Origin of the sequence: Hymenobacter sp. YIM 151858-1 (assembly GCF_025979705.1) — a bacterium.
Lineage (GTDB): Bacteria > Bacteroidota > Bacteroidia > Cytophagales > Hymenobacteraceae > Solirubrum.
This window is the reverse complement of record NZ_CP110136.1, coordinates 2,899,027-2,923,193: the sequence shown is the minus strand read 5'-3', so window position 1 is coordinate 2,923,193 and position 24,167 is coordinate 2,899,027. Positions and strand designations below refer to the sequence as shown.

The following is a 24,167-nucleotide window of genomic DNA, read 5'->3' as shown; positions in this document are numbered from 1 at the left end:
GGGGCCCTAGGTGGGCTGGGCGGGTTGGGCTTGTGGGGCCCCGGCGGCGGGCGCCACCGACACCAGCCCCGCCAGCGCCAGGCCGAGGGTGGCCATCAGGGCAAATGCCCAGCGCAAACCGGCGGCTTCGGCCACAAAGCCTACCACGGGCGGCACCACCAAAAAGCCGAAATACCCGACCGTGGACACCGCCGCAATGGCCGAGCCGCTGCTAAGCGTAGCCGAGCGCCCGGCCAGGCCAAAAACCAGCGGCACCACGCACGATACCCCAAAACCCACCAGCGCAAACCCTGCACCGGCCACCGCGGGCACGGGCCACAGCGCCGCCAGCAACAGGCCGCTCGCCATCAGCAGGCCGCTGGTGCGCAGCATGGGCCGCGTGCCGAAACGGTTGATCAGGTGGTCGCCCGAGAACCGGCCCAGCGTCATGGCTACCATGTACACGGCATACCCCACGGTGGCGAGCTGCGGCGGCGCGTGGGCGGCTTTGCTGAAATAAATGGCGCTCCAGTCGTACATGGTGCCCTCGCAGGCCATGGCGGTAAACGCCATCAGCCCGAAGCGCAGCATGGTTTTATCGGGCAGCACAAAGCCCGAGCGGCCCGCGGCTTGTTGCGCGGGCGGCAGGCGCAACGTGCCCGGGAAGAACGCCAAGGCCAGCCCCGTCAGGCCCAGGCCCACGCCCGCAAAGTGGTAGGCGGTGGGCACGCCGCTGCTCAGCAGCCAGGCACCTAGGGCGGCCGCCGCAAAGCCCGCCACGCTCCACATGCCATGAAACGTGGCAATGATGGAGCGCGGGTACAGCGCCTGCACGCCCACCGATTGGGCATTGACGGAGATATTGAGCAGGTTGCGCGACGAGCCAAAGCAAAACAGCAGCACCACCAATTGCCAGGTGTGCGCGGCAAAGCCCAGCAGCGCCAGCGCTACGTTGAACAGCACCGCGCCCACCAGCATAATTTGCCGGCTGCTGAAGCGCTGCAGCAGCAAGCCGGTAACGGGCAGCGTCAGCATCAGCCCGGCGGGCAGGGCCAGCAGCACCGAGCCCAGCTCGGCCTCGTTCAGCCCCAGGCGGTGCTGAATGGTGGGGATGCGCGAGGCCCAGGTGGCGAAACCAAACCCCGAAATCAGGAAAAACAAGGTGGTGGCCACCCGCGCCCGCGTGGCGGCGCCGGCCTCGGCCGAGTTGTTGCCCATGCGCTGAAACCCTAGGTGCGTGCTGCCCCGGCAACGCTTGGCCGCTGCCGCAGGCACGTTATTTCACCTTAAACGCCCGCAGCTCCGCATCGATGCGCTGGTTCCAGCGCTGCTGGGCGGCCGTGTTCTGGCCGCCGCCGGTTTCGCCGTCGTACTGCTCTTGCAGGCGGTTCATCTCCCACCACGATTGCAGGTACTGAAACTGCATGCGCGCGTTGTAGTTGTCGAGGTGCATGCTGTCGGGGCTGAGCTTGCGCTTGAAGCGTTCGGCCACCAGCTTCACCAGATCGAAGTGCCGCTGCTCGTGGTTGAGGGTGTAGGCATCGTGGTGCTCGGGCGCCAGCCACGAGGAGCTGCGCACCACAAACACCTTGGTGGTAACGGTGAGGTGCACCCGGCCGCCTTCGAGCCGGGCGCTGCCCTGGTACGAAAAGCTGGGGAACACGGCCCCGCCGTACTGCCCGCCGCGGGTGCGGGGCTGGGCCCGAAAATCGGCGTAGGTAAGCGGCTGGGCCGGAACGTAAAACAGCGTGTCGGCGTCGGTGTTTTGGGTGTGGTCGAGGGTGGTGATGCGCAGGCCCGTGGCCAGCTTTTCGTCGTAGCGGGCGGCCTGGGCTATCCAGCTGTTGAAGTTGCCTAAGGCATCGGCGAGGCTTTGGCGCAACGTGGGCTCGATGATGCTGAGCTGCTTGGTGGTGCGGCGGTAGCGCGCCCCGCCCTGGTAGCTCGTGAGCGGAATGGTTTTGCCGTTGCGCTGCCACTCAAACGCCAGGTGCACGGCCACTTTGCCGTCGATCAGCCAGTTGGTGCCGCTCACGGGCGTTTCGCTGATGCGGCACTCGCGCACCCGCACCGTTACGGGCCGCAGCGCGGCGTTGCGCTTAATGCCCTGCTGAATAAAGCGCCGCAACACGGCCGCACCGCCACCCTGCAAATCGACGGGTTGCGCGGGCTTGTCGGGAGCGGGCAGCAGGTACGCCACGGCCTTTTGGTCTTTGCGCTCATCGATTACCCGCGCCACGTAAAAGCCCGCCGGCTCGAGCGGCAGCAACTCGGTGCGCAGCGCCAACGGGGCAATGGCCGGCGTGGGCCCCGCCTGGCTGGCCGTGAGCAACTGCACACCGGCCAGCAGCGCCAGCCACCGGCCGCGCCGGCTAAGGCGGTTACTGAAGATCAGAAGAATAGCAGTTGGCAATTGCTGCCCAATAAGTCGACGAAGCACGCGAATACGCTGAAGAAGTGGCCCGCCAAGCCAACAAGCCGGCCGTTGCGTTAAGTTCGGTTGGGCCTAGGGCTGCCGCCCGGACAATGGGGCCCGGGCACCTAGGGCCGCGGCCGGTTGGCCGGCTCGGCCATAACCCTGCCCGGCCCGGCGCGTTTGTTGGGGCTCAGCTATTCACCCTACGCGCTATGGAAAACAAACCCACGAAGCTGCCCCCGCAAAAGCAAGAGCAGCAGCCCGGCATCGAGCAGGAAATGACGCCCAAACCGGAGTACATCCGCGCGGGCTACAAAGGCAGCGACAAGCTGCAGGGCAAAGTGGCCCTGATTACGGGCGGCGACTCGGGCATCGGTCGCTCCATTGCGGTGCATTTTGCCCGCGAGGGCGCCGATGTGGCCATCACCTACCTGCCCGACGAGGAACAAGACGCCCACGAAACCCGTCAGCTGATAGAGCAGGAGGGCCGCCGGTGCCTCACGCTGCCCGGCGATTTGCGCGACCGGCAGTTCTGCCAGGACATTGTGGCGCGCACGGTGCAGGAGCTGGGCCGCCTGAACATCCTCGTCAACAACGCCGCCGAGCAGTTCGTTAGCGAAGACCTGACGGAGGTGGACGACGAGCAGTGGGAAGACACCTTCGAGGTAAACTTCTTCTCGTTTGTGCGCGTTACGCGCGCCGCCCTCAAGCACATGCAGGCCGGCGACAACATCATCAACACCTCCAGCATCAACGCCTACCGCGGCAACCAGCAGCTCGTCGATTACACCTCCACCAAAGGCGCCATCACGGCCTTCACGCGTTCGATGGCGCAGCAGCTGGCCGAAAAGAAAATTCGGGTGAACTCGGTAGCGCCCGGCCCCATCTGGACGCCCCTTATCCCGGCCTCGTTCCCGCCCGAAAAGGTGGCCAAATTCGGGCAGGATACCACCATGAAACGCCCCGGCCAGCCTTCGGAAGTAGGCCCGTGCTACGTGTTCCTGGCTTCCGACGACGCCTCGTACATCACGGGCCAGGCCCTGCACCCCAATGGCGGTGAAATCCTGAACACCTAGGGCTGCGGGCTGATACGCAACACAGCCCATCTTGCTGAGCGCAGTCGAGACATCTCGTCGGATAGTAACTGTAATCCTGAGCAAAGCGAAGGACCTTCTCACGTTGGACCTCACCCCCAGCCCCTCTCCAAAAGAGAGGGGAGCGGTTAGTATCGGACATCAGCACGCGAGATGTCTCGGCTGCGCTCGACATGACGTTCGGGCGAAGCGGTAGAGATGCTTGGCTAGCGCCTTCCTACGGTTCGACTGCGCTCAGCAGGACGTTCAACAACAAAAGCAAAACCGCCCCGGCCGACTACGGCTGGGGCGGTTTTTTTGGGGCCTACGGCGCCGCTTTTTGGTGGGGCCAGGTGCCTAGGTCGGTAGCCGCATCGGCAGGCTAAGGAGCCCCTACAGGCTGTGGACAAACAGCGTGCATTGCCAATGAGGCCAAATATTTAGTTTTCAAAACGCTTGCTGTCAGTTGATTGTAAAAGTAATGCACACAGTGTGGATAACTTTGTTTACAACTTTAGCATCCGCAACGCCCCGGCTAACGGCTTTGGCAAACGCCCCTAGGTGATGTCGTCGCGCCTGCGCTCCATGTGCAGCCAGCGTACCTGGTTGTGGACCACCTCGCGGGCCAGCCGGAACCCCGCCTTTTCGTAGGTGCGGATGGCGCGGGTATTGGAGGCGGCCGGCACAATGGTGCACACTTCCACGCCTAGGTTCTCGAACAGGTATTCGGCCAGGGTATTCAGGGCATCGGTGCCGTAGCCGCGGCCGGTGTCGGCGCTGGAGGCAATCCAGATATCGAGCTCGGTGGAGTTGTCGAGCGGGTCGATTTCGTCGTAGTTGATCTGGCCGATGGGCTGCCCGTTTACCTCGATGCCGAACGACTGCCCCAGGTTGGGCGCCGAGCTGTCGAAGTAGTGCGGCAGGTAGTCGCCGAACAGCTCCTCCCAGGTGGGCACGCGGGCGCCCTGATCGGCGCCGAAGATGTACGGCGTAGCATCGGAGCGCACGGCCCATTGGTAAAACAGCTCCTTGTCGGCGGGCGTAAGCGGCCGCAGCGTTACCATTTCGCCTTGCAGCAACAGGGTAGTATCCATAACATAGCGGGGAAAGGCGGGTTGCTTACCCAAGATACGCGTAGCGAACCGTGAATACGCCAGCCGCTGCCAGTTAGATGTGCCCTGCCCGCGCAACTCCGCAGTGCCCGGCACACGTTATCTTACCTACACTTCATTGCCGCCCCTCCCCGTATGTCCGTTTCCGTAGCTCCGGCCACTGCCGCTCTGGCGCCCGATACCGCTGCCCTGCAGCACTTGTTCCGTTTGCAAAAAGGCCGCAGCGAGGCCCTGCGGCGCGAAGAAGCCGCCGAGCGCATCCGGCGCCTGCAGCGCCTGCACGATTGGATTGCGCAGCACCGCGACGACATTCGGGCCGCGCTGTACCACGATTTCCGCAAGCCCGCTACCGAAACCGACGTAACCGAGATTTACGCCACCCAGGCCGAAATTCGCCACGCCATCAAGCACCTCAAGCAGTGGATGCGACCTAGGCGCGTGGGCACGCCGCTGGCCTTGCTGGGCACCACCTCGTGGGTGCAGTACGAGCCCAAGGGCGTGTGCCTGATTATGGCCCCCTGGAACTACCCCTTCTATTTGGCCATCGGGCCGCTGGTATCGGCGCTGGCGGCCGGCAACTGCTGCATCGTGAAGCCCTCGGAAATGACGCCGGGCGTGGCGGCGCTCATCGCGCGCCTGGCCCGGGAGGTGTTCGACCCGGCCGAGGTGAGCGTGGTGGAGGGCGACAAAGACGTGGCCACGGCCCTGCTGCAGCTGCCCTTCGATCATATCTTCTTCACGGGGAGCCCGCAGGTGGGCAAAATTGTGATGCGGGCCGCCGCCGAGCACCTTGCCAGCGTTACGCTGGAGCTGGGCGGCAAGTCGCCGGCCGTAATCGACGACACCGCCGACCTGCGCGACGCCGCCGAAAAGCTCGTGTGGGGCAAGTGCATCAACGCCGGCCAAACCTGCGTGGCGCCCGATTACCTGCTGGTGCACGAGCGCGTGAAAGACCAGCTGATCGAGGAAATCCGGCAGGTGCTCCACCGTTTCTACGACGCCGGGGGGCGCGGCGTGGCCCAGTCCGAGTCGTATGCGCGCATCGTCAACAGCCATCACTTCGGGCGGCTGGCACGCCTGCTCGAAGACGCCCAGCAGCGCGGCGCCACCATTGCCGTGGGCGGCAGCGTCGATCATGCGCAGTGCTTTATCGAGCCCACCGTGCTGCTCAACGCCCCGCCCGACAGCGCCGTGATGCAGGAGGAAATTTTCGGGCCGCTGCTGCCCGTGCAAACCTTCGGCAACCTCATGGAGGCCGTCGATTTCATCAACGCCCGGCCGCACCCGCTGGCCCTGTACGTGTTCACGCGCAACGCCGAAAACCAGCGCTACCTGCTCGGCCACGTGCCCGCCGGCGGTGCCTGCGTCAACGATACCATCGTGCACCTAGGGCACCCCGAGCTGCCCTTCGGCGGCTTCGGCAACAGCGGCATCGGGCGGGCCCACGGGCACTACGGCTTCGTGGCTTTCTCCAACGAAAAAGCCGTGCTGCAGCAGCGCGTGGGCAAAACCGGCATCAAAATGTTTTACCCGCCCTACACCGAGCGCGTGCGCAAAATGGTGGGCTGGCTGCTGAAGTTTTTGTAGCGCTCCGCAACGCCGCGGCGCCCCGCCGGCCCTAGGTGGGCGGCAGCGGGGCGCCGGGCGGGCACCTAGGGCGGCAGCCTTAAATGGAGGCCGGCGCCGCCGAAGGCACCGGCCGGCCGGCCTTCGGTTTCGGGTTTTTGGGGCGCTGGTTGGTGAGCGAAAGCAGCGACAGCTCCACGTACACGTTGGTGCCGTAGGGCTTGGCGCCGAGCAGCCCGCCCAGGTCGTTCGAGCCTATGCTGAGCGGGCCCAGGCGCAGGTTCAGGCCGTAGGTAAGCGTTTGGTAGTTGTTGATGAGCGAAACCGGCGTGGCTATTTCCAGCCACTTCGTTTCGAGGCGCGGGGCCACCAAGGCAAAGGAAAAGTGGCGCATGCCGGCCGCGTAGGAGCCCCGCAGGCCCTGGCTGAGGGCCGCATTCAGGTACAGGCGCCGGGCCACGCGGTAGTCCACGTCGAGGTTCAGGGCGGTGGGCAGGGCGGCGCTAAAGCTGGTTTCTTTTTGGTAGCGGCGGGTTTGCAGCACGCGCTCAAACCGCTCCGCGAAGTTGTTTTCGTTGATGCCCTCGATGTCGCTTTCGCTTACGCCCAGGTTCCGGGCCCGGATATTGTTGTAAGCCACGGCGTTGCGGTAGCGGATGGAGCCCACATCGGTAATGGCCACCGAAACGCGGTACTTGTACTTGCTGCGCGAGTGGTCGGTGCGCGTCACGCCTTTCTTATCCACGTAGCGATACTGCGCGGGGTCGTCGGGGCGGTACTCGTACACCAGGCCCAGGTCGGCGCCCCAGCCGCTGCCGGGGGCATTGCTGGGCGTAAGCCAGCGGCGGGCCGTGCTCAGGTCAAAATCCCGGAAAGCATCGGCGTTGGAGTACCCGAAAGCGCCGTCGAGGTGGTGCACGCGCAGCGTCGAGTCGCCGGTGGCGGCCGTGCGCGTTACCACTTCGTAGTCGAGGTCGCGGCTTTGCAGGTAGGCCGAGGCCACGCCCAGCAGGCGCTTGCCCGTGATGCCCGCCTTCAGGAAGTGCGGCCCCGCGTCGAGCACCACCCGCGCGTACGAGGCGTTCCACTCGGCAAAGGCGTTCAGATTCAGGTTGAAGGTGTTGTCGGCGAAGCGGGCTTTGGTTTTGAATTCGTCGACGGCGTTTTGCAGCAGCGCCGGCGACACATGGTTGCCCTGCAACGCCACCCGCACGCGGCTGCCGATGGCCAGCGAGTTGCGTTCGTTCAGGCGCAGCAGCAGGCCCGGGCCGCGCATGTTCAGGCCCACGCTCAACCGCTGGGGCTTATCGGTGGGGCGCGCCTCCAGGGTGCTCTTGTTGAACTCCAGGGGCACGTCGCGCACCAGCAAATTCCAGCCGCCGCTGTAGCGGTAGGCTGTGTTGGTGGCGTGCACATCCACCCCAATCAGCCGCAGCTGAAACTTGTAGCGGTTATCGGCCAGGGTGGCGGGGTTCCAGGCAGCGCCGCCCAGGCCGCTGTAGTTGGAGCGCGAGGTGTTGAACGACGACTGCGCCGCTGCCAGCTCGGGGAGCAATAGCAGCAGCGCACCGCCGAGCAGGCGAGGGGCAGGTAGGGTCACGGGTTGCAGTAAAAGGTGTAGCCGATAGGCCAAGGAAAAAGCGAAGGCAAGTGGCTGGCTGCCAGCGGGCAAGCGGCGGCCGTACAACCCACTTGGGAAAAGCTGCGTACAACCGTGGTTTTGCCCGCACCGCCCAGGGCGCGCCAAAGGTATGGTTGGGCTTGGGTTGGCTGCAAACCCGCGCCAACAATTCCGGCGGAGGCCAGGGCCGGTAGCTGTGGCCGATTTTGGAAGCTCGGCATGCCGAGTATCCGCCGAAAAAGTTGTATTTAGCAGTAAGCCCCGCGCCCGGTGCTGCCGCTTGTGGCCGAAACCCAGCGCGCGCCTGTTTTGCCTGCCTAACCCACCCATTGCATGGATTTCTCAGCTGAGCAACGCCGCACCCTGGCCGCGCTGGCCGATGCGTTTATTCCGAGCCTGCCGGGCCACACCCAGCACGCCGCATTTTGGCAGCACCACGGCGCCGAAGGCGTGCGCCTGGAGCTGCTGCAGGCCGCCATCGAGGCGCAGCCGCAAGCCGCGCAGCAGCAGTTCGGGCAATTGCTCGGCCTGCTCGATAGCCGCCTGCTGGGCCTGAGCTGGGGCGGCCCGCTCAAGCCCTTTCTGGCGCTCGATGCCGCCCAGCGCGAAAAGCTGCTGCAGTGCTGGAGCCAAAGCCCGCTGCCGCCGCTGCGCCAAGGGTTTCAGGCCCTGCGCAAGCTGGTGATGTTTCTGTACTACGGCGGCTCGGCGCCCGAGGCACCCAACTTCAACTGGCAGGAGCTGGGCTACCCCGGCCCGCTGGCTTTTTCCGACGGACTGGTAGACACCCCCCGGCCGCTGCAAACCCTGCACCCCGCGGGCCCCGAGGCTACCTACACCTGCGAGGTGCTGGTGATTGGCAGCGGCGCGGGCGGCGGCGTGGTAGCCGGCGAGCTGGCCGCGGCCGGCCACGATGTGCTGGTGCTCGACAAAGGCCCGTACTGCCACGGCTGCGACTTCACGCAGCGCGAAGCCGACATGATCGGCCACCTCTACGACGCGCGCGGCACCCTCAGCACCACCGATGGGGGCGTAACCTTGCTGGCCGGCTCGTGCCTGGGCGGCGGTACCACCGTCAACTGGGCGGGCTCGTTCCGCACGCCCGACTACATTCTGGAGGAGTGGGCGCGCGAGCATCAGGCCCCGCATTTTCTGCAGGCCTCGTTCCGCCACAGCCTCGATGCCGTGGCCGCGGCCCTGAGCGTGAACACCGACTACGTGCGCCACAACGGCCAGAACCAGGCCCTGCTCGAAGGCTCGCGGCGCCTGGGGCACGAGGTGCGCCCCATTCCGCGCAACGAAAAAGGCCTCGACGACTCCGAGCTGCACTTCCGCGGCCTTGGCTTCAGCACCTTCGGCGACCGGTACGGCATCAAGCAAGGCACGCTCAACACCTACCTCAAAACCGCCGCCGCGCACGGCGCCCGCCTGCTGCCCGATACGCGCGTGCAGCGCATTACCCTGGAGGCCGGTCGTGCCACCGGCGCCGAGGCCGAGTACCGCGCCCCCGATGGCCGCGTGGTGCCAGTGCGCATCCGGGCCAAGCGGGTGGTGGTAGCGGGCGGCGCTATCCAAACGCCGGCCTTGCTGCTGCGCAGCGGCCTGCGCCACCCGCACCTAGGGCAGCACTTGCACCTGCACCCCACGGTGGCGGTGTCGGGCGTGTATCCGCAGCTGATTGAGGCGTGGTACGGGCCGAGCATGTCGGTAGTAAACGACAGCTGCGCCCGGCTCGGCGGCACCAACTTCGGCGCCAAAATCGAAACGCCGCCCGCCCACCTGGGGCTGATGGCCATGACGCTGCCGTGGCTTTCGGGCGAGCAGCACAAGCGCATTATGGAGCAGGCCGCGCACCTGGGCTCGTTCATCGTGCTCACCCGCGACCGGGACAGCGGCCAGGTGCGCATCGATAAGCGCGGCCAGCCGCTCATCAGCTACCGCCTGAGCGCCTTCGACCGCGGCAGCCTGCTGACCGGGGTGCGCACGGCCGCCGAAATCCATGTCGCTGCCGGGGCCCACACGGTGTATTTGCCGCACGGCACGCTGCCCACGCTGCACGCGCACGAAGGCGTAATCCGGAACCCGGAGGTACTTGATGCGCTGCCCCACCTCGATTGGAGCCCCAACCGCTTTAACCTCTACAGCGCCCACCAAATGAGTACCTGCCGCATGGGCGGCAATCGCGCCACGCACCCCACCAGCCCCACGGGCGAGCTGTTCGAGGCCCGGGGCTTGTACGTAGCCGATGGCTCGGCTTTTCCGGCGTGCAGCGGCGTCAATCCCATGCTCACCATTATGGCGTTGGCGCACCACACCGCGCAGCACCTGAAGGCCGATTTGGCCACGGCCGCGCACCCGGCGGCCGCAACGGCGGCCGCCGGCTAAGCACCTAGGGCCGGCAGTTGTTTCTTTGTGGCGTGGCCCTGGGTGGGGCCACGCCAATTGCTATGCCATCCGTAGTTGCTGCCGCCGGCGAGTACCGTACCGATACCCTGATTATTGGCGCCGGCCAGGCCGGCCTGGCCGCGGCCTATTACCTGCAACAGGCCGGCGTGCCGTGCCTGCTGCTTGAGCAGGCCGCCGAAGTAGGGCGGGTGTGGGCCTCGCGCTACGCCTCGCTGCGGTTGTTTTCGCCGGCCTGGGCCAGTGCCTTGCCCGGGCTGAAATGGCCCGGCCCCGGGCTGCGCTACCCCACCAAAGACGAAGCCGCGCAGTACCTGCGGCTCTATGCCAACTACTTCAACTTCGAGGTGCACCTAGGGCAGCGCGTGGTGCGGGTAAGCTTGGCCGATGGCGGAGGCTTTGGGGCACTTACCGAGGCAGGGGCGCATTACCTGGCCAGGCGCGTAATTGTGTGCACGGGCGGGTTTGGGGCGCCGCACGTGCCGGCCTGGGCCAGCGCCCTAGGTGCCGGGGTGCAGCAGCTGCACAGCAGCCAGTACCAGGCGCCCGAGCAGCTGCTGGGCTCCGGAGCGGTGGCGGTGGTGGGCAGCGGCAACTCGGCCTTGCAAATTGCTGCCGATGTAGCCGCTACCGGCCGGCCCGTGTACGCGGCCTTCGACCCCGGCACGCCTGCCATGCCCAACAATACGCTCATGTGGGTGCTGCTGAAAACCTTCGGCATCTTAGGACTTTCGCGGCATGGCTTGTTGGGCCGCTGGCTGCACCGCCGCGCCGAGCCCGTGGTGGCCGGCGACTTGCGCCGCCTCCGCCGCTTTGCCAACGTGCACTGGATTGGCCGCGCCCGCCAAGCCGAAAGCGCTGCGTTGCTGGCCGATGCCGGCCGCACGCCGCCGCTGCAAGCCGTGGTATGGGCCACCGGATTTCGGCCCGATTACCGCTGGCTCGAGCTGCCGGTGCTTGATAGCCAGGGTTTTCCGCTGCACCACCGCGGTATTAGTACTGTGCCGGGGCTGGCGTTTCTGGGGTTGCCCTGGCTCGACAGCCGCGGCTCGGCTTTGATGGGCGGCGTAGGGGCCGATGCCCAACGGGTGGTAAAGGCGCTTCTGGCCAGCCAAAAGGTAGTTCGGCAAAAAAAAGGAACCCCGGCGTAGTCCGAATTAGTTAAAGCTGCGTAATTTGGTATGTAGGCTTTCCACATTCTTGTACTCTTCCATGACGCTGAATTCGCTTGCTGATAAATTGGCTGCGCTTCTGGACCGTGTTCTGGGTGGCCGTACCCCTCAGCTCCAGCCAGTGCCAGTTCGCGCCCGCCGCTAACATTGTCTTCCACGTTGTCTCATCAGCCCTTCGGTTTGCCCCGAAGGGCTTTTTTTATGGCCCGCCGCCCCAATCCCTGGGTGCCAAAAACGCGGCGGCCGTTGCCCCAGCAAGGAGCAACGGCCGCCGCGTGCGTTAAGCCAATCGTTAGCGAATCACCAACTTGCGCATTACGCTGGTATTGTCGGAATCGATTTTGACGTAGTACAGGCCGCTGGCAAAACGGCTCAGATCGAGGCGGCGCGTAAAGCGGTTGTTGAGCTCCGTAATGGTTTCGCGGTACACCACGGTGCCAATCACGTTGAGCAGGCGCAGCTCGGTTTTGCGGCCTTCGAAGCCGGTAAACGACACGTACACCACATCGGAGCTGGGGTTGGGGTACACCAGAATGTTGCGGTCGTCGGAGGCGGCGGCGGGCGCAACCGCTCGCGCCGGCGCTTGCTGCTTGGCAGCGGCGGCTGGTAAACTGCTTTGCAAACAGCACACGCTAAAAGCAGTTACCAGTATAGCGTAGAGTAAACGTTGGGGCATAGAAAAAAGTAATGCTGGCGGGGTGCCTGCGCTACATCGGGGCCGGATGCGGCGCAGCGCACGGAACATCCACAAAAGTAACGGCTTATTCTGAAATAGGTTATAAAAAATATATGGAATATAAGGTACCTTTTGAAGCTTCGTATACGAATACAGCGTTCGTCTTCGTTAGATCTAATTCCCCCTGTCGTTTTGCCCACTGCCCAGCCCGTTTCTGATGTTGAAGTGCTGATTATCGGCGGCGGGCTGGCCGGCCTTACCGCCGCCCTCGACCTGGCCAGCCGCGGGCGCCGCGTAGCGCTGGTAGAGCGGCGCCACTACCCGTTTCATCGGGTGTGCGGCGAGTACGTTTCCAACGAGGTGCTGCCGTACCTGCGCCGCCTGGGCGCCGACCCCGCGCCGCTGCAACCCGCCCGAATAGAACAATTCCTGGTATCGGCGCCGGGTGGCCGCACCCTCACGGCGCGTCTCGACCTAGGCGGCTTCGGCGTAAGCCGCTTCGCCCTCGACGAGTACCTGTACCAGCTGGCCGCTGCCCGCGGGGTGCAATTCTGGCTCGGCGCCACTGTCAGCAACGTCCGTTTCGAGCCCGCCGCCGATTGCTTTACTGCCACGCTGGCCGATGGCCAGCAGCTCCGAGCCCGCGTAGTGCTGGGTGCCTACGGCAAACGCGCCACCCTCGACCGGCAGCTCGACCGCGCCTTCTTTCGGCAACGCTCGCCGTACGTGGGCGTGAAGTACCACCTGCGCCTCGATTTCCCGCGCAACCTCATTGCCCTGCACAACTTCGCCGATGGCTACGCCGGCCTCTCGGCCATCGAAGCCGACCGGTACTGCTTCTGCTACCTCACCACCCGCGCGCAGCTGCGCCGCCACGGCAGCATACCCGCCCTGGAGGCCGAGGTGCTGGCCAAAAACCCGCACCTGCGCGAGGTGCTAACCGGCGCCGAGCGCCTGTACGCGCAGCCCGAGGTCATCAACGAAATTTCCTTCGCCCCGAAAACCAGCGTGGAGCAGCACGTGCTGATGTGCGGCGATGCGGCCGGGCTCATTACCCCGCTGTGCGGCAACGGCATGGCCATGGCCATGCACGGCGCGGCCCTGGCCGCCGAGCACGCCCACGCCTACCTAGGGGGCCAGTTTACGCGCCCCGCGCTGGAGGCCAGCTACACCCGCGCCTGGCAGCGGCAGTTTGCCGGCCGGTTGCGCATCGGGCGCATGGTGCAAGGCTTGTTTGGCGGCCCGCGCCTTACCGATGCCGTGGTGGCCACGCTGCGCTACGCCCCGGCCGTGGTGCAAGGCCTGATGCGGCAAACCCACGGCGCGCCTTTCTGACGGAAGAATGAGGAGTGCAAAAGGAGCAACTGGCCGATGCCGCTGCATGCCCCACGGCCCGCAGCCAACCACGCGCCGCGAACTTTAGAGCAACCCTAGCTCAACAGAAACGGTACCACACTGTCCGATGCTCGTGGCCATTGTTCATTGATAATTGTTCATTGATCATTGCCCGCCGATCATTGCTCACCGACCCGCCGTATACTGCTCTTCATGACCACCAGCTACCTCAGCGCCATCGGCACGGCTACGCCGGCGCACCGGCTGCCGCAGCCGCAGATTGCCGAGTTTATGGCCCGTGCCCACGGCATGGACGAGGCTGGCACACGTAAGCTCCGCGCCATCTACCGCATGTCGGGCATTGGCTACCGGCACTCGGTGCTGCCCGACTACGGCCGCACGCCCGGGGCCTACACCTTTTTCCCGAACACGCCCGACCTGGAGCCCTTCCCGACGGTGGGCGCCCGCATGCGCGTGTACCGCCGCGAGGCCCTGCCGCTGGCCGCCGAGGCCGCCCTCGACTGCCTGCGCCAGGCCCCCGAGGTATCGGTGCAAAGCATTACCCACCTGATTTCGGTGAGCTGCACCGGCATGTATGCCCCCGGCCTCGATATCGAGCTGGTGCAGCACCTAGGGCTGCGGCCCGATGTGCAGCGCACCTGCGTCAACTTTATGGGCTGCTACGCGGCCTTCAACGCCCTGAAGCTGGCCGATGCGTTTTGCCGCGCCGACCCCAGGGCCCGCGTGCTCATCGTGTGCACCGAACTGTGCACGCTGCACTTTCAGAAGCGCAACGAGGAAGACCACATGGTGGCCAATGCCTTGTTCGGCGACGGGGCCTCGGCCGCTTTGGTGCTGGGCCAACCCGCCCCCGGCCGGCCCAACCTCGAGCTGGCCGCTTTCCACTGCGGCCTCGAGCCCGATGGGCAAGCCGACATGGCCTGGCACGTAAATGATTTTGGCTTCGAGATGACGCTCTCGAGCTACGTGCCGCGGCTGGTAAAGCAGGGCATCCGCAAGCTCACCGACGGGCTGCTACAGCGCCTGCCCGTGCGCCTGCCCGATGTGCGGCACTTCGCCATTCACCCGGGCGGGCGGCGCATTCTGGAGGCCATTGAGCAGGAGCTGGGCCTCTCGCCGGCCGACAACCGCCACGCCTACCGCGTGCTGCACGAGGTGGGCAACTTGTCGTCGGCCACGGTGCTGTTTGTGCTGCGCGAGCTGCAGCGCCACCTGCAGCCCGAAGAAGACGGCGCCCCCGTGCTCAGCTTCGCCTTCGGGCCGGGCCTGACGCTGGAGGCCATGCTGCTGCGCGTAGCTTATCAGTAAGGAAGAAGGAGGAATGACGAGGGAGGAAGGCCGCTGCTTCCTTTTTTCATTCCTCCTTCTTCCTTCATCATTCCTCCTTCACCCCTTATGCCCGATTTCGCCCGCCGCTCCCTGGAGCCCGAGCTGATGGACGACCTGACGCTGGCCTCCGACGACCTGCGCCAAAACCTCTACGAGCTCGAGGTTATTAACGCGCGCCTAGGTGGCTACCGCGTGGTGCTCAGCGCTTTGCAGCGCCTGCGCCCCCGGCTGCCTGCCAACCGCCCCGTGCGCATTGCCGACCTAGGCAGCGGCGGCGGCGACACCCTGCGGCGCGTGGCGCAGTGGGCGCGCCGGCAAGGCCTGGCCGTAGAGCTAACCGGCCTCGATGCCAACGCCTTTATGGTGGATTACGCCCGCGCCCGCAGCCAGGGCTACCCCGAAATCCGGTTCGAGCAGCAGGACATCTTCGCGCCCGAATTCGCGCGGCAACGCTACGATGTGGTGATGTGCAGCCTGTTTTGCCACCACTTTGCCGAGCACGAGCTGGTGCCCATGCTGCGCCAGTGGCGCGAGCAGGCCCGCACGGCCGTCGTCATCAACGATTTGCACCGCCACCCGCTGGCCTACCACAGCATCAGGTGGCTCACGCGCCTGCTGGGCGGCTCGTACCTGGTGCAAAACGACGCGCCCTTGTCGGTGGCCCGCGCCTTCCGCCGCCACGATTGGGAAGAACTGCTGACCACCGCCGCCATTACGCGCTACCAGCTGCGCTGGCAATGGGCCTTTCGGTGGCAGCTGATAATTGAGGGGGCAGGGGAGTAGCAGCACAAAAAACTCCCCTCCTCAGCTGAGGAGGGGACGCGGCAGCTTCAGTTGCTGCTGAGGTCGTTGACAATCGTTGCTGACGTTGGGCCTCACCCCCCCTGGGCCCCCTCCGATGGAAAGGGGAGCCCGACGACCTAGGTCATGTCATGCTGAGCCTGGCGAAGCATCTCTACCGCTTCGTCGAATAGTAAAATGCTATCAGTAGAGATGCTTGGCTACGCCGACCTGCGGTTCGACTGCGCTCCGCATGACGTGCTGGTTGGTTAAGGTTACTATCTGACGCGAGGTCAACCACCCCAGCGTCCACTGCGTGGCCGCGTCCCCTCCTCAGCTGAGGAGGGGAGTTTTTTCGTGCTGCTGCCGCTCAAAACCACAGCTCACGCGCCAGCCGGAAGGTATTGGCGTGGGCTTCCACGATGTCGCTGATGCGCTCGGAGTAGCCGCCGCCCATGCACACCACCACGGGCAAGTGGTGGCGGTGGCAGAGTTCGAGCACCAGCCGGTCGCGCTGGCGGCAACCCTCGCGGGTGAGGCCGAGGTGCCCGAGCTTATCGGTGCTGAGCACATCCACGCCCGCGAGGTAAAACACGAACTCGGGCTGTACCTCGTCGAGCAGGCGGGGCAGGGTTTCGCGCAGCAGCCCTAGGTAGGCGGCGTCGTCGGTGCCGTCGGGCAGGGGCAGGTCGAGGTCCGATTGCTCTTTGCGGGCGGGGTAGTTGCGGGCGCCGTGCATCGAAAAGGTGAATACCCGCGGCTCGTGCCGGAACAGGGCCGCCGTGCCGTTGCCCTGGTGCACATCCAGATCAACGATCAGCACCTTGCCGATGCCTTCGTGCTGCAGCAGGTAGTTGGCCGCCACGGCCTGGTCGTTGAGCAGGCAAAAACCCTCGCCGCGGTCGGCAAAGGCGTGGTGGGTGCCGCCGGCTACATTCAGAGCCACGCCGGTGTGGCGGGCCAGCTTGGCGCACTGCACCGTGCCGCCCAAAATGGCAACCTCGCGCTGCACCAGTTGCTCCGACCACGGAAAGCCCGTGGCGCGCTCCTCGTGCCGCGTAAGCTGCCCCTGCACCAGCCGTTGGTAGTAGGCGGGGCAGTGGGTTTCCAGGACATACTTTTCGGGCAGCGGAATGGGCGCGAAGATGCTTTCCTCGGCAATGGTGCCTTCGCGAATAAGTTGCTCGGGCAGCAGCTCGTATTTCAGCATCGGAAAGCGGTGGCCGGCGGGCAGCGGGTGGGCGTAGAGCGGCGCCCAGGCAACGGGCAAATAATGCGGATGGGTCACGCGCGAAACAACGCCGCGAAGGCGGTTGGGGTTTGCGGAATAACGGGCAGGGTTTCTGCCGGAGCGGCCGGCAGCGCGCTACTGCGCCACCAGCCAGGCCACCGCGGCCGCTTCGTCGGCGAAGTACTGGTACGTCATCGAAAGGCCGTGCACCTGCGTGGCCACCGTGGCCGTGGCCAGGCGGGCAAACACATCCTGGGCCTGCACTACGGCGCCCCAGCGGTAGCCACCCTCGGCGTTGGCGCGCGGTAGCCACTCCGTAAGCATGTATGCCTGTTCCTCGGCCGAAAACGGCACCATTACGCGTTGGTCGATCAGCAATTTGCCGCCGCCGTGCTTGGCCAGCGCACGGCCAAGGTGGCCCAACAGGGCTTGTAAATCGGCAAGGTGGCGCCGGCCCGCTGCGTACTCCACGCGCACGTAGCCGGGATGCTCGCGCACCAGGCCGGCCGCGTTACGAAAGTAAATGGTAGAAGAACTGGTTGGCATTGGGCGTAAATTACACATTCGGGCCCAGTGGGGTTCGGGGTAGGTACGGGGCCGCGCGGCGGCTTGCAACACAAGCGTTCATGAAACAGGAGGTTGTGTGCTTCGGCGAAATACTCTGGGATATGCTGCCTGCGGGCCGGCAGGCCGGCGGCGCGCCCTTCAACGTGGCCGTGCACCTGCAGCAACTGGGCGTGCCGGCGCGGCTCATCAGCAGCATCGGCCCCGACGACCTAGGACAGGAGCTGCTGGCAGTGGTGGCCGGCAAGGGCCTCAGCACCGATTGCGTACAGCGCAGCCACCTGCCCACGGGCGTGGTGCACGCCAATGTAACCGATGCCCAAAACGTGCGCTACACCATTGCGGAGCCCGCTGCCTGGGATGCCATCGGGCCCGACCCCGCCGCCGATGCGCTGGTGGCGCAGGCTGCTGTGTTGGTGTTCGGGAGCCTGGCGGCGCGCCATGCCACCACGCGCGCCACGCTGTACGGCCTGCTCGGCCACGCCCGCTTGCGCGTGTTCGATGCCAACCTGCGCCCGCCGCACTACAGCCCCGAGGTGGTGCTGCACCTGCTCGCCCGCACCGACCTGCTGAAGCTAAACCACCACGAGCTGGCCGAGCTGATGCACTGGCTCGGGCAAGCCGCCGAACCCGCCACGGCCTTGCCCTGGCTGGCCGAGCGCTACCACCTGCAAGCCGTGTGCGTTACGCTGGGTGCTGCCGGCGCCGTGCTGTGGGCCAACGGCAAACTGTACCAGGCCGCCGGCGTGCCCGTGCCGGTGCACGATACCATCGGCAGCGGCGATGCATTTCTGGCGGCTTTGCTGCGCGGGTGGCTGGCCGGCCAGGCGCCCGACGAGCTGCTGCGCTTTGCCTGTGCGGCCGGGGCTTTGGTGGCCACCCAGCCGGGGGCCACGCCGGTAATCAGCGCGGTGGCGGTGCAGGCAATGCCGGGCACCTAGGGCAAACCGGGTGGCTTGCGGGCGCTCAGCCAAAAAACAACATACGGGCCTGCTGCGGACCTCCAGGCGGCTCTTGCCAGCTCTTGCCAGCTCAAAAAAGCCCCGCCCCAGGCTGGCAACGTAGCCTGGGGCGGGGTGCGTGTGAAGCGTACTGGACTCGAACCAGTGACCTCCACCGTGTCAAGGTGGTGCTCTGAACCAACTGAGCTAACGCTCCGGAAGGGCTGGGCCGGAAGCCGCAAACATACGCACGGCCGGGCAACGGGGGCAAGCAGCTCAATAGGAAAATTTTCTGTTTGGTAGGGTTTCCGTGCAACCCGTGGGCGCTGCCTAAAGTATAGCAAATCGCCTATGGCCCGATGCGTTGCCGCAAACAACTGCCGGGCGCGGCTCAACCCCAGATCCTCTATCACATGAAAAAATTTGCACTCTTACTCTCGCTGTGCGCGTTGTGCAGCTGGGATGCCCTGGCCCAGCGCGGCGTAGAGGGTATCCGTAAATCGTCGGATTACCAAACCACGCCCGATTCGCGCAACAACGGCTTCGGCATTAAAGGCGGCTGGAACTCCTCCAACTTCCGCGGCGACGACAAGAAGAACTACGCCAACGAGGCCAACCGCCAGAACTTCCACGCCGGGGCCTACGCCCAGTTCGGCTTTTCGCCCCAGGCCTCCATGCAGGTAGAGGCGCTTTACAGCCGCCAGGGCTTCAAGGCGTCGTCGGCGTTCCGGCCGGCGGGCATGCAAAACACCTACGAAACCCAGCTCGACTACATTCAGGTGCCGGTGATGTTCGTGTACAACTTCGTGGATAACGTAAGCTTGCACGTGGGCCCGCAGGTGTCGCTGCTCGTGAACGTGAAGGAAGACAAGAACGCCGTGAACATCAGCAGCCGCAACTACAACTCGCTCGACTACGGCGGGGTGGCCGGCCTGGAGGCCCGCGTGGGCCCGGCCCGCGTGGGCGGCCGCTACGTGCTCAGCCTGGCCAACATCTACAACGACCCCAAGATGGAAAACGGCCTGATGACGCCCAACGAGAACCTCAACGACATCAAGAACAGCCTGATTCAGGTGTACGTAGGCTTTGGCTTTGCCCAGTAACCTGCTGCCTGCCTAGGTGCTTTCCGGAAAGCGCGCCCCCTGGGGGCGCGCTTTTTTGTTTAGGTTGCTGTGTTGCTGATACTGCTGCTTATGCCCGATTTACCCGATGTGGCGGCCGCGCTGCCGGCCATCAACTTTCAGCGCGAAATGCTGGCCCAGCAAGGCATGGGCGTGCTGGGCGCCTGGGCCCTGCTGAACCTATTGGGCAGCGGCTGGCTGGTTACGCGCACGCCGGCTAGGCAGGCGCCGCACTACTTTCATCAGATGAACATCGGCTGGGGCGCGGTAAACGCTTGTTTGGCCGTGTGGGGCATTTTGCAGGCGCGGCCCTTGCACGTAGAGGGCCTCACGCTGGCCGATAGCCTGCAGGCGCAGTTCCGGTTCGAGAACATCCTGCTCTTCAATGCCGGCCTCGATGTGGCGTACGTGGCCGTGGGGGCCTGGCTGCACGCGCGGGCAGCCTCCGCGGAGCACCTGCCCGAGCGGTACCTGGGCTACGCCCGCTCGCTGTGGGTGCAGGGCGGCTTTTTGCTTCTGTTCGATGTGGGCTTTTACCTCGTGTACCACCGCTGGGCGGCCGCGTTGCTGGCGCTGGTGCCCTAGGTTGCTGCCGGGCAATAAACGCCAAAGAGCCCCGGCCGCTACGCGCGGCCGGGGCTCTTTGGTGGGGCAGGTACCTAGGCTTGGGTGCCGCCGATTTTCTCGATCAGCTTTTCGTTGAAAGCAGGCAGGTCCTGGGGGTTGCGGCTGGTAATGAGGTTGCCATCCACTACCACCGTGGCGTCTTGCCACTGGGCGCCGGCGTTGGTGAGGTCGGTTTTGAGGCTGGGCCAGCTGGTCATGTTTTTGCCGCGCACCAGGCCGGTTTCTACCAGCGTCCAGGGGCCGTGGCAAATGGCCGCCACCACCTTGCCCGACTTCATGAAGTCGGCCGCGAAGCTCACGGCTTTGGGCTCCGTGCGCAGCACATCGGGGTTCATCTGGCCGCCGGGCAGCACCAGCGCGTCGTAGTCGGCGGGGCGGGCTTCGTCGAGGGTTTTATCCACGGAAACTTTGCTGCCCCAGTCTTTTTCGTCCCAGCCCTTAATCGAGCCGCTTTTCAGCGACACTACCTCCACGTCGGCGCCGGCGTTCTTCAGCGCTTTCACGGGTTGCTCCAGCTCCGATTGCTCGAAGCCATCGGTGGCCAGCACGGCTACTTTTTTGCCCTTCAGCGGGTCGTTACCAAAAATGCTCATGGTGTTTTCAGGTGTGGTGAAACAATCGGCAATGAAAAACCGGAACCGCCCTAGGTGGGTGGTTCCGGTTTCTGGCTAACGCAAAGGCGGAAGGGGAGGTTGTGGCTGCAGCGCGGGCTTGGCTACGCCTTCCTACGGTTCAGCCCGCGTTCTTCGAATAGTAATTTTTGTTTTCGGACCTAGGGATGCAGTGCGTGTAGCGTGGACTTCAGTCCGCGTATGCCACAACGATTGACTCTGCGCGGTTTTGCTCCAACGATTTCGTTCAGGCCAACGCGGACTGAAGCCCGCGCTACCTGCAACGATTGATTTTACTATCTGTGGACGCGGACTACAACCGAAGGTCGGCGTAGCCAAAGTCCGCGCTACACGGTGCTACTCGTCGTCGTGGCCCGCGGCTTTGCGGTGTTTCTTGAACTGGTGGCGCAGCTCCCGAATGCGTTCGTCGAAGCCGTCGGGGTGGTACTGCACATCGTCCACGTCTACCTGCTCGAGCATGTCCATGAGGGCGTCGGAGTGGTCGGCGCGCTTGCCGTTTACCAGGCTGATAAAGGCCATTTCCGACCACAGCAGCGACTTCAGGCGCAGGCCGGCCGCATCGAGCATCTGCATCTCAACCACCAGCGAGGAGTTGTCGAAGTGAATGAGCTGCGTCCGGATGAGCACTTCCTCGCCGTGGTTGGCTGGTTTCAGGTAGCTGATGTGGTGCTTGGTAATAACCCAGGCGGCGCGCTGTTCGCGGGTTAGCTGCCCTAGGTTGAGGGCGTAGTGGCGCATGGTGTGCTCCTCGCGCGCGTTCAGGAAGTAGTCGAGGTAGCGGGCGTTGTTGAGGTGGCCCAGCTGGTCGCAGTCCTGAAAATAGATGCGGTGCCGGGTTTCGGGCGTCTGGATGAGCGTGGCGTTATCAGCCATAGAGAAGTGGTAGGTATGCCGAGCAAAGTAACACCTTTGGCGGCCGTTGGTTGGCAAGCGGCTATTGAGCGGGCACGTTGCTTTGGGCATCGGGGGCCGTTACGTGCTCGTCGGCGGTGGCTACCTGGGCGCTGGGTTCGGCGGCGGCGCTGGGCGCCGGCGGGGCGGCGTTTGCGGCGTCGGGTTGCTCGGGCTCCTGCACAATGCGGAAGGCGTCGGCAAGTACTGCGTCGTCCTCGGGCTTGCGGGCATCGGTGGGGCTGTCGAACACCACCAGCACGTGGTGCTCGTTGAGCAGGGCCATGCCCTCGGCTTTGTCCTGGCAGGCGGTGGGCCCAAAGCCGTGCGGCACATCAAACAAGCGGCGCAGCTGCGAGGGCGCCACCAGGCTGTCGGCGTCGTGGTGCAGGGCATCGGGCCAGCAAAACACGGCAATGGTGCCGTCGAGGTCCATGGTGGGGCCGGCCAGCAGGTACAGGTCGTTGCCCACGAGGCGCAGCTCGCGCAGGCCCATGCCGCCTAGGTCGAGAAAGTGCTTGCGGTAGTACACCCCCTGCGCATCGGAGAGCTTGCCCAGGCGCAGGCGGCCGGGTTTGCTGCCCTCGGTTACGTGCAGCTCCAGCACAATGGCCCAGCCGCGCAGCACCGGCCCGCGCAGGCCCACAAACAGGCGCCCGTCGCCGGCGTAGGCCATGCCCTCGATGTCGAAGCCGTTGTCTTTGCCGGGCAGGTGCACAAACGGGCCCACGTGCGGGTCGCGGCGCAGCAGGCGCACCAGGGTATGATGCCCGAGGCGCGCGGCCTTCAGCTTGCGGCGCTTCTGGTGCGGGTCGGGGGCGGTTTTCTGCAGCTCGTAATCCTGGGTTTCCGGGTTCAGCACCAGCGGCACCCGGGCCAGCAGGTAGCGGTTGGGGTCGGCGCGCACTTTGGCCAGCTTGGCCAGGCCTTTTTCGGTGTCGTCTTTCTCGGGCTTGGGGTCTTTGCGGCGCAGGCTGTGCGAGCCCACAATCCACAAATACCCGTCGCCTTCGGCCAGCCCCTCAATGTCGATTTCGGCCTCGGCATCGGGGTCGGGCAAGTCAATAAAATCGGCCAGCTGAAAGCGGCAGTGCTGCCCGAAGGTGGTGGCGTCGGTAAGGCGCAGGCGCTCCACGCTGGCCCGCTCGTCGCAGGCCATCCAGAGGTTGTCGCCGGTGCGCAGCGTCGAGGAAAGCCCGTCGCGCACGTGCTTGCCCGAGGGGTTGATGCTCAGCTTGGGGTCGAAGCGCAGGGTAAAAGCGGCGGGCGAGTTGGCCATGGGTGCAGCAGGGTAGAGCGTAGAGGTTGTTCGAACGTAATCACCCCGCCTGCGGGTTGTGCTTGGCCCTAGGTGCCTGCACCTGGCCGGCACCTAGGGCAGCGCGTTAGCGGCAGCCTTGGCGCAATTTCTCGAGGCGGCGCACCACATCCAGCACGGCTTTTTCGTCGGTGGTGTAGAGGGGCAGCTCGAAGTTGCTGGTGTTGCCCTTGCGCACGCGCCGGAGCTTGATTTCGTAGGGCGGCTGGTCTTTGTCGTTGTCGGGCTTGTGCCGCAGGTAGGTAATGGGCTCCACCTCGCGCCATTCAAAATCCAGCGCCAGCTCAAACTTGCCATCGGCCACTTTCGCGGCCCAGCCGGCCTCGCCGCCTTTGTTGAAGCTCACCGAGATGGGCCCCACGGAGGACTGCACATCGGCTTGGTTGTCGCGGATGGTTTGGGTGGCGTGGCAGCCTTTCAGCTCGAGCCGAAGCTCCTGGTGGGGCTTGGCCGGGTTGCGCATCAGCTGGTTGATGCGCTGCTGCAGGGCCTTGCTTTCGGCGGAGGCGGCTGCGGTGTTTTGCGCCTGGGCGCTGGTGGCACCTAGGAGCAGGCAAGCAGCGGCGGCAATCAGTAGTTTTTTCATGAGAGAAGAAGCTGGCAGTAGGGGTTGAGGGAGCAGTGGTTGCGCCGTGCGGGTGCTTATAGGGCAGCGCTTTCGGGGTACTGCGCAGCTGCTTCGGAGGCTCGGCTGCGTTTGTATCAAGATAAAAAATAACGCCGGCGCAAGCCACCCCTAGGTTGCGGGGTGGGCTTACACCGGCGTCAGATGCCGGGACCGGGCCGGGCGTTGCCCGGGCTGCCGAAAAATATTAGTTGCCGGCTTTTTGCTCGCGCAGCTTCTGCTGAATCTGGGGCTTGCGCACCTGGTACTGCTTGTACTGCTCGGGCGTCATGATCTGCTTCAGCTGGGCCTCCGAGCTGGCATTGATGCGGCGCAGCGCCGTGGTAAGGCCGGCTTTATCGGTGCCGAACTTGGTTTGGGCGGCGTTTACCTGCTCCACCGTGCTGGCCAGCACCTGCCGGATGCGCAGCGTTTGGTCTTCGCGCAGTTGCAGCTCTTCCGTCATTACCGAGGCCAGGTCGCGGGCGTTTTCCCGCCGAACTTCTTCGGCCGTGCGCGGCGCTTCGACGGGGGTGCTGGTGGCCGTTTCTTTTTTGGCGCGGTTGCGGCGGGCGCAGCCGGTGCCTAGCGTAGCCACGAGGAGCAACGCACATAGCCAAAATCGGAGGGTCATAGGAGTGGTGAAAAGGGGGATGTGCGCCAACATACGTGAAAAGCGCAAGTTGTGTGGCGCGCCTGCCCTGCCGGCTGGCTCCTAGGTGCCGCCGCGGCCGCCAGCACCTAGGGCAAAGGGG

22 protein-coding genes and 1 tRNA gene are annotated in these 24,167 nt (G+C 65.1%); 10 read left to right on the top strand and 13 right to left on the bottom strand.

The features are described from left to right. Positions 1 to 6 precede the first annotated feature (6 nt). Together OIS50_RS12905 and OIS50_RS12900 are read right to left on the bottom strand one after the other, a co-directional pair. Entirely contained in the window at positions 7 to 1,254 is a 1,248-nt protein-coding gene (locus OIS50_RS12905; protein WP_264691047.1) for an MFS transporter, read from the bottom strand. 1 nt (position 1,255) lies between these two features. Next, entirely contained in the window at positions 1,256 to 2,419 is a 1,164-nt protein-coding gene (locus OIS50_RS12900) for a hypothetical protein (protein ID WP_264691046.1), read from the bottom strand. A 188-nt stretch (positions 2,420 to 2,607) separates the two neighbouring features. On the opposite strand from OIS50_RS12900, the gene OIS50_RS12895 reads away from it, so the two are divergent. Then, entirely contained in the window at positions 2,608 to 3,471 is an 864-nt protein-coding gene (locus tag OIS50_RS12895) for an SDR family oxidoreductase (protein ID WP_264691045.1), read from the top strand. Between the two features lie 554 nt (positions 3,472 to 4,025). Here the strand turns inward: OIS50_RS12895 and OIS50_RS12890 are convergent. Next, positions 4,026 to 4,562, bottom strand: coding sequence for a GNAT family N-acetyltransferase (locus OIS50_RS12890; protein WP_264691044.1), 537 nt, complete (start codon positions 4,560 to 4,562; stop codon positions 4,026 to 4,028). 153 nt (positions 4,563 to 4,715) lie between these two features. On the opposite strand from OIS50_RS12890, the gene OIS50_RS12885 reads away from it, so the two are divergent. Continuing rightward, the gene (locus OIS50_RS12885) at positions 4,716 to 6,167 is read left to right on the top strand and encodes an aldehyde dehydrogenase family protein (RefSeq protein ID WP_264691043.1); all 1,452 of its coding nucleotides are present in this window, start codon (positions 4,716 to 4,718) and stop codon (positions 6,165 to 6,167) included. A 79-nt stretch (positions 6,168 to 6,246) separates the two neighbouring features. On the opposite strand, the gene OIS50_RS12880 is transcribed toward OIS50_RS12885, so the two are convergent. After that, positions 6,247 to 7,746, bottom strand: coding sequence for a DUF5723 family protein (locus OIS50_RS12880; protein WP_264691042.1), 1,500 nt, complete (start codon positions 7,744 to 7,746; stop codon positions 6,247 to 6,249). Positions 7,747 to 8,100: 354 nt separating this feature from the next. On the opposite strand from OIS50_RS12880, the gene OIS50_RS12875 reads away from it, so the two are divergent. Together OIS50_RS12875 and OIS50_RS12870 are read left to right on the top strand one after the other, a co-directional pair. Beyond that, positions 8,101 to 10,152 (top strand): GMC family oxidoreductase, encoded by a 2,052-nt coding sequence (locus OIS50_RS12875; RefSeq protein ID WP_264691041.1) that lies wholly within the window; start codon positions 8,101 to 8,103, stop codon positions 10,150 to 10,152. Positions 10,153 to 10,214: 62 nt separating this feature from the next. Further along, on the top strand, positions 10,215 to 11,321 hold the full coding sequence (locus tag OIS50_RS12870) for a flavin-containing monooxygenase (RefSeq protein WP_264691040.1): 1,107 nt from the start codon (positions 10,215 to 10,217) through the stop codon (positions 11,319 to 11,321). A gap of 313 nt (positions 11,322 to 11,634) precedes the next feature. On the opposite strand, the gene OIS50_RS12865 is transcribed toward OIS50_RS12870, so the two are convergent. After that, entirely contained in the window at positions 11,635 to 12,018 is a 384-nt protein-coding gene (locus OIS50_RS12865) for a T9SS type A sorting domain-containing protein (protein WP_264691039.1), read from the bottom strand. Between the two features lie 192 nt (positions 12,019 to 12,210). Here OIS50_RS12865 and OIS50_RS12860 point away from each other — a divergent pair, with 192 nt between their 5' ends. The 3 genes from OIS50_RS12860 to OIS50_RS12850 all read left to right on the top strand — a co-directional run bounded on the left by OIS50_RS12860 (position 12,211) and on the right by OIS50_RS12850 (position 15,486). Next, positions 12,211 to 13,353: an NAD(P)/FAD-dependent oxidoreductase gene (locus OIS50_RS12860; protein ID WP_264691038.1), complete on the top strand. Its 1,143-nt coding sequence runs from the start codon at positions 12,211 to 12,213 to the stop codon at positions 13,351 to 13,353. A 213-nt stretch (positions 13,354 to 13,566) separates the two neighbouring features. Beyond that, positions 13,567 to 14,682, top strand: coding sequence for a type III polyketide synthase (locus OIS50_RS12855; protein ID WP_264691037.1), 1,116 nt, complete (start codon positions 13,567 to 13,569; stop codon positions 14,680 to 14,682). Positions 14,683 to 14,769: 87 nt separating this feature from the next. Then, positions 14,770 to 15,486: a methyltransferase domain-containing protein gene (locus OIS50_RS12850; RefSeq protein WP_264691036.1), complete on the top strand. Its 717-nt coding sequence runs from the start codon at positions 14,770 to 14,772 to the stop codon at positions 15,484 to 15,486. A gap of 367 nt (positions 15,487 to 15,853) precedes the next feature. Here OIS50_RS12850 and OIS50_RS12845 read toward each other — a convergent pair whose 3' ends face one another. Both OIS50_RS12845 and OIS50_RS12840 read right to left on the bottom strand, forming a co-directional pair. Continuing rightward, complete coding sequence (locus OIS50_RS12845; RefSeq protein WP_264694379.1) at positions 15,854 to 16,693, bottom strand: histone deacetylase family protein; 840 nt, start codon at positions 16,691 to 16,693, stop codon at positions 15,854 to 15,856. Positions 16,694 to 16,849: 156 nt separating this feature from the next. Then, positions 16,850 to 17,260 (bottom strand): STAS/SEC14 domain-containing protein, encoded by a 411-nt coding sequence (locus OIS50_RS12840; RefSeq protein ID WP_264691035.1) that lies wholly within the window; start codon positions 17,258 to 17,260, stop codon positions 16,850 to 16,852. A gap of 80 nt (positions 17,261 to 17,340) precedes the next feature. On the opposite strand from OIS50_RS12840, the gene OIS50_RS12835 reads away from it, so the two are divergent. Next, on the top strand, positions 17,341 to 18,219 hold the full coding sequence (locus OIS50_RS12835) for a carbohydrate kinase family protein (protein WP_264691034.1): 879 nt from the start codon (positions 17,341 to 17,343) through the stop codon (positions 18,217 to 18,219). A gap of 142 nt (positions 18,220 to 18,361) precedes the next feature. Here the strand turns inward: OIS50_RS12835 and OIS50_RS12830 are convergent. Next, a tRNA-Val gene (locus OIS50_RS12830) sits at positions 18,362 to 18,436 on the bottom strand. A gap of 196 nt (positions 18,437 to 18,632) precedes the next feature. Between OIS50_RS12830 and OIS50_RS12825 the strand changes: the two genes are divergently transcribed. Then, the gene (locus OIS50_RS12825; RefSeq protein WP_264691033.1) at positions 18,633 to 19,322 is read left to right on the top strand and encodes a porin family protein; all 690 of its coding nucleotides are present in this window, start codon (positions 18,633 to 18,635) and stop codon (positions 19,320 to 19,322) included. 90 nt (positions 19,323 to 19,412) lie between these two features. Next, positions 19,413 to 19,925 carry a DUF6992 family protein gene (locus OIS50_RS12820; RefSeq protein ID WP_264691032.1) on the top strand — a complete coding sequence of 171 codons (513 nt, stop codon included), beginning with the start codon at positions 19,413 to 19,415 and terminating at the stop codon, positions 19,923 to 19,925. Positions 19,926 to 19,999: 74 nt separating this feature from the next. On the opposite strand, the gene OIS50_RS12815 is transcribed toward OIS50_RS12820, so the two are convergent. The 5 genes from OIS50_RS12815 to OIS50_RS12795 form a co-directional block, all read right to left on the bottom strand. Continuing rightward, entirely contained in the window at positions 20,000 to 20,560 is a 561-nt protein-coding gene (locus tag OIS50_RS12815) for a type 1 glutamine amidotransferase domain-containing protein (protein ID WP_264691031.1), read from the bottom strand. Positions 20,561 to 20,935: 375 nt separating this feature from the next. Continuing rightward, positions 20,936 to 21,472: an acyl-CoA thioesterase gene (locus tag OIS50_RS12810; RefSeq protein ID WP_264691030.1), complete on the bottom strand. Its 537-nt coding sequence runs from the start codon at positions 21,470 to 21,472 to the stop codon at positions 20,936 to 20,938. A gap of 61 nt (positions 21,473 to 21,533) precedes the next feature. After that, on the bottom strand, positions 21,534 to 22,769 hold the full coding sequence (locus tag OIS50_RS12805; protein WP_264691029.1) for a DUF3616 domain-containing protein: 1,236 nt from the start codon (positions 22,767 to 22,769) through the stop codon (positions 21,534 to 21,536). A gap of 106 nt (positions 22,770 to 22,875) precedes the next feature. Then, positions 22,876 to 23,394 carry a hypothetical protein gene (locus tag OIS50_RS12800; protein WP_264691028.1) on the bottom strand — a complete coding sequence of 173 codons (519 nt, stop codon included), beginning with the start codon at positions 23,392 to 23,394 and terminating at the stop codon, positions 22,876 to 22,878. A 226-nt stretch (positions 23,395 to 23,620) separates the two neighbouring features. Next, a complete protein-coding gene (locus OIS50_RS12795) occupies positions 23,621 to 24,046 on the bottom strand; it encodes a hypothetical protein (RefSeq protein ID WP_264691027.1) in 426 nt (141 codons plus the stop codon). Positions 24,047 to 24,167 lie beyond the last annotated feature (121 nt).

What these genes read in the sequence shown, in the direction of transcription:
- OIS50_RS12895 (WP_264691045.1), top strand. Translation starts at nt 2,608, where the DNA reads ATGGAAAACAAACCCACGAAGCTGCCCCCGCAAAAGCAAGAGCAGCAG.
- OIS50_RS12890 (WP_264691044.1), bottom strand. Translation starts at nt 4,562, where the DNA reads ATGGATACTACCCTGTTGCTGCAAGGCGAAATGGTAACGCTGCGGCCG.
- OIS50_RS12885 (WP_264691043.1), top strand. Translation starts at nt 4,716, where the DNA reads ATGTCCGTTTCCGTAGCTCCGGCCACTGCCGCTCTGGCGCCCGATACC.
- OIS50_RS12875 (WP_264691041.1), top strand. Translation starts at nt 8,101, where the DNA reads ATGGATTTCTCAGCTGAGCAACGCCGCACCCTGGCCGCGCTGGCCGAT.
- OIS50_RS12870 (WP_264691040.1), top strand. Translation starts at nt 10,215, where the DNA reads ATGCCATCCGTAGTTGCTGCCGCCGGCGAGTACCGTACCGATACCCTG.
- OIS50_RS12865 (WP_264691039.1), bottom strand. Translation starts at nt 12,018, where the DNA reads ATGCCCCAACGTTTACTCTACGCTATACTGGTAACTGCTTTTAGCGTG.
- OIS50_RS12855 (WP_264691037.1), top strand. Translation starts at nt 13,567, where the DNA reads ATGACCACCAGCTACCTCAGCGCCATCGGCACGGCTACGCCGGCGCAC.
- OIS50_RS12850 (WP_264691036.1), top strand. Translation starts at nt 14,770, where the DNA reads ATGCCCGATTTCGCCCGCCGCTCCCTGGAGCCCGAGCTGATGGACGAC.
- OIS50_RS12845 (WP_264694379.1), bottom strand. Translation starts at nt 16,693, where the DNA reads ATGCTGAAATACGAGCTGCTGCCCGAGCAACTTATTCGCGAAGGCACC.
- OIS50_RS12840 (WP_264691035.1), bottom strand. Translation starts at nt 17,260, where the DNA reads ATGCCAACCAGTTCTTCTACCATTTACTTTCGTAACGCGGCCGGCCTG.
- OIS50_RS12835 (WP_264691034.1), top strand. Translation starts at nt 17,341, where the DNA reads ATGAAACAGGAGGTTGTGTGCTTCGGCGAAATACTCTGGGATATGCTG.
- OIS50_RS12825 (WP_264691033.1), top strand. Translation starts at nt 18,633, where the DNA reads ATGAAAAAATTTGCACTCTTACTCTCGCTGTGCGCGTTGTGCAGCTGG.
- OIS50_RS12820 (WP_264691032.1), top strand. Translation starts at nt 19,413, where the DNA reads ATGCCCGATTTACCCGATGTGGCGGCCGCGCTGCCGGCCATCAACTTT.
- OIS50_RS12815 (WP_264691031.1), bottom strand. Translation starts at nt 20,560, where the DNA reads ATGAGCATTTTTGGTAACGACCCGCTGAAGGGCAAAAAAGTAGCCGTG.
- OIS50_RS12810 (WP_264691030.1), bottom strand. Translation starts at nt 21,472, where the DNA reads ATGGCTGATAACGCCACGCTCATCCAGACGCCCGAAACCCGGCACCGC.
- OIS50_RS12805 (WP_264691029.1), bottom strand. Translation starts at nt 22,769, where the DNA reads ATGGCCAACTCGCCCGCCGCTTTTACCCTGCGCTTCGACCCCAAGCTG.
- OIS50_RS12800 (WP_264691028.1), bottom strand. Translation starts at nt 23,394, where the DNA reads ATGAAAAAACTACTGATTGCCGCCGCTGCTTGCCTGCTCCTAGGTGCC.
- OIS50_RS12795 (WP_264691027.1), bottom strand. Translation starts at nt 24,046, where the DNA reads ATGACCCTCCGATTTTGGCTATGTGCGTTGCTCCTCGTGGCTACGCTA.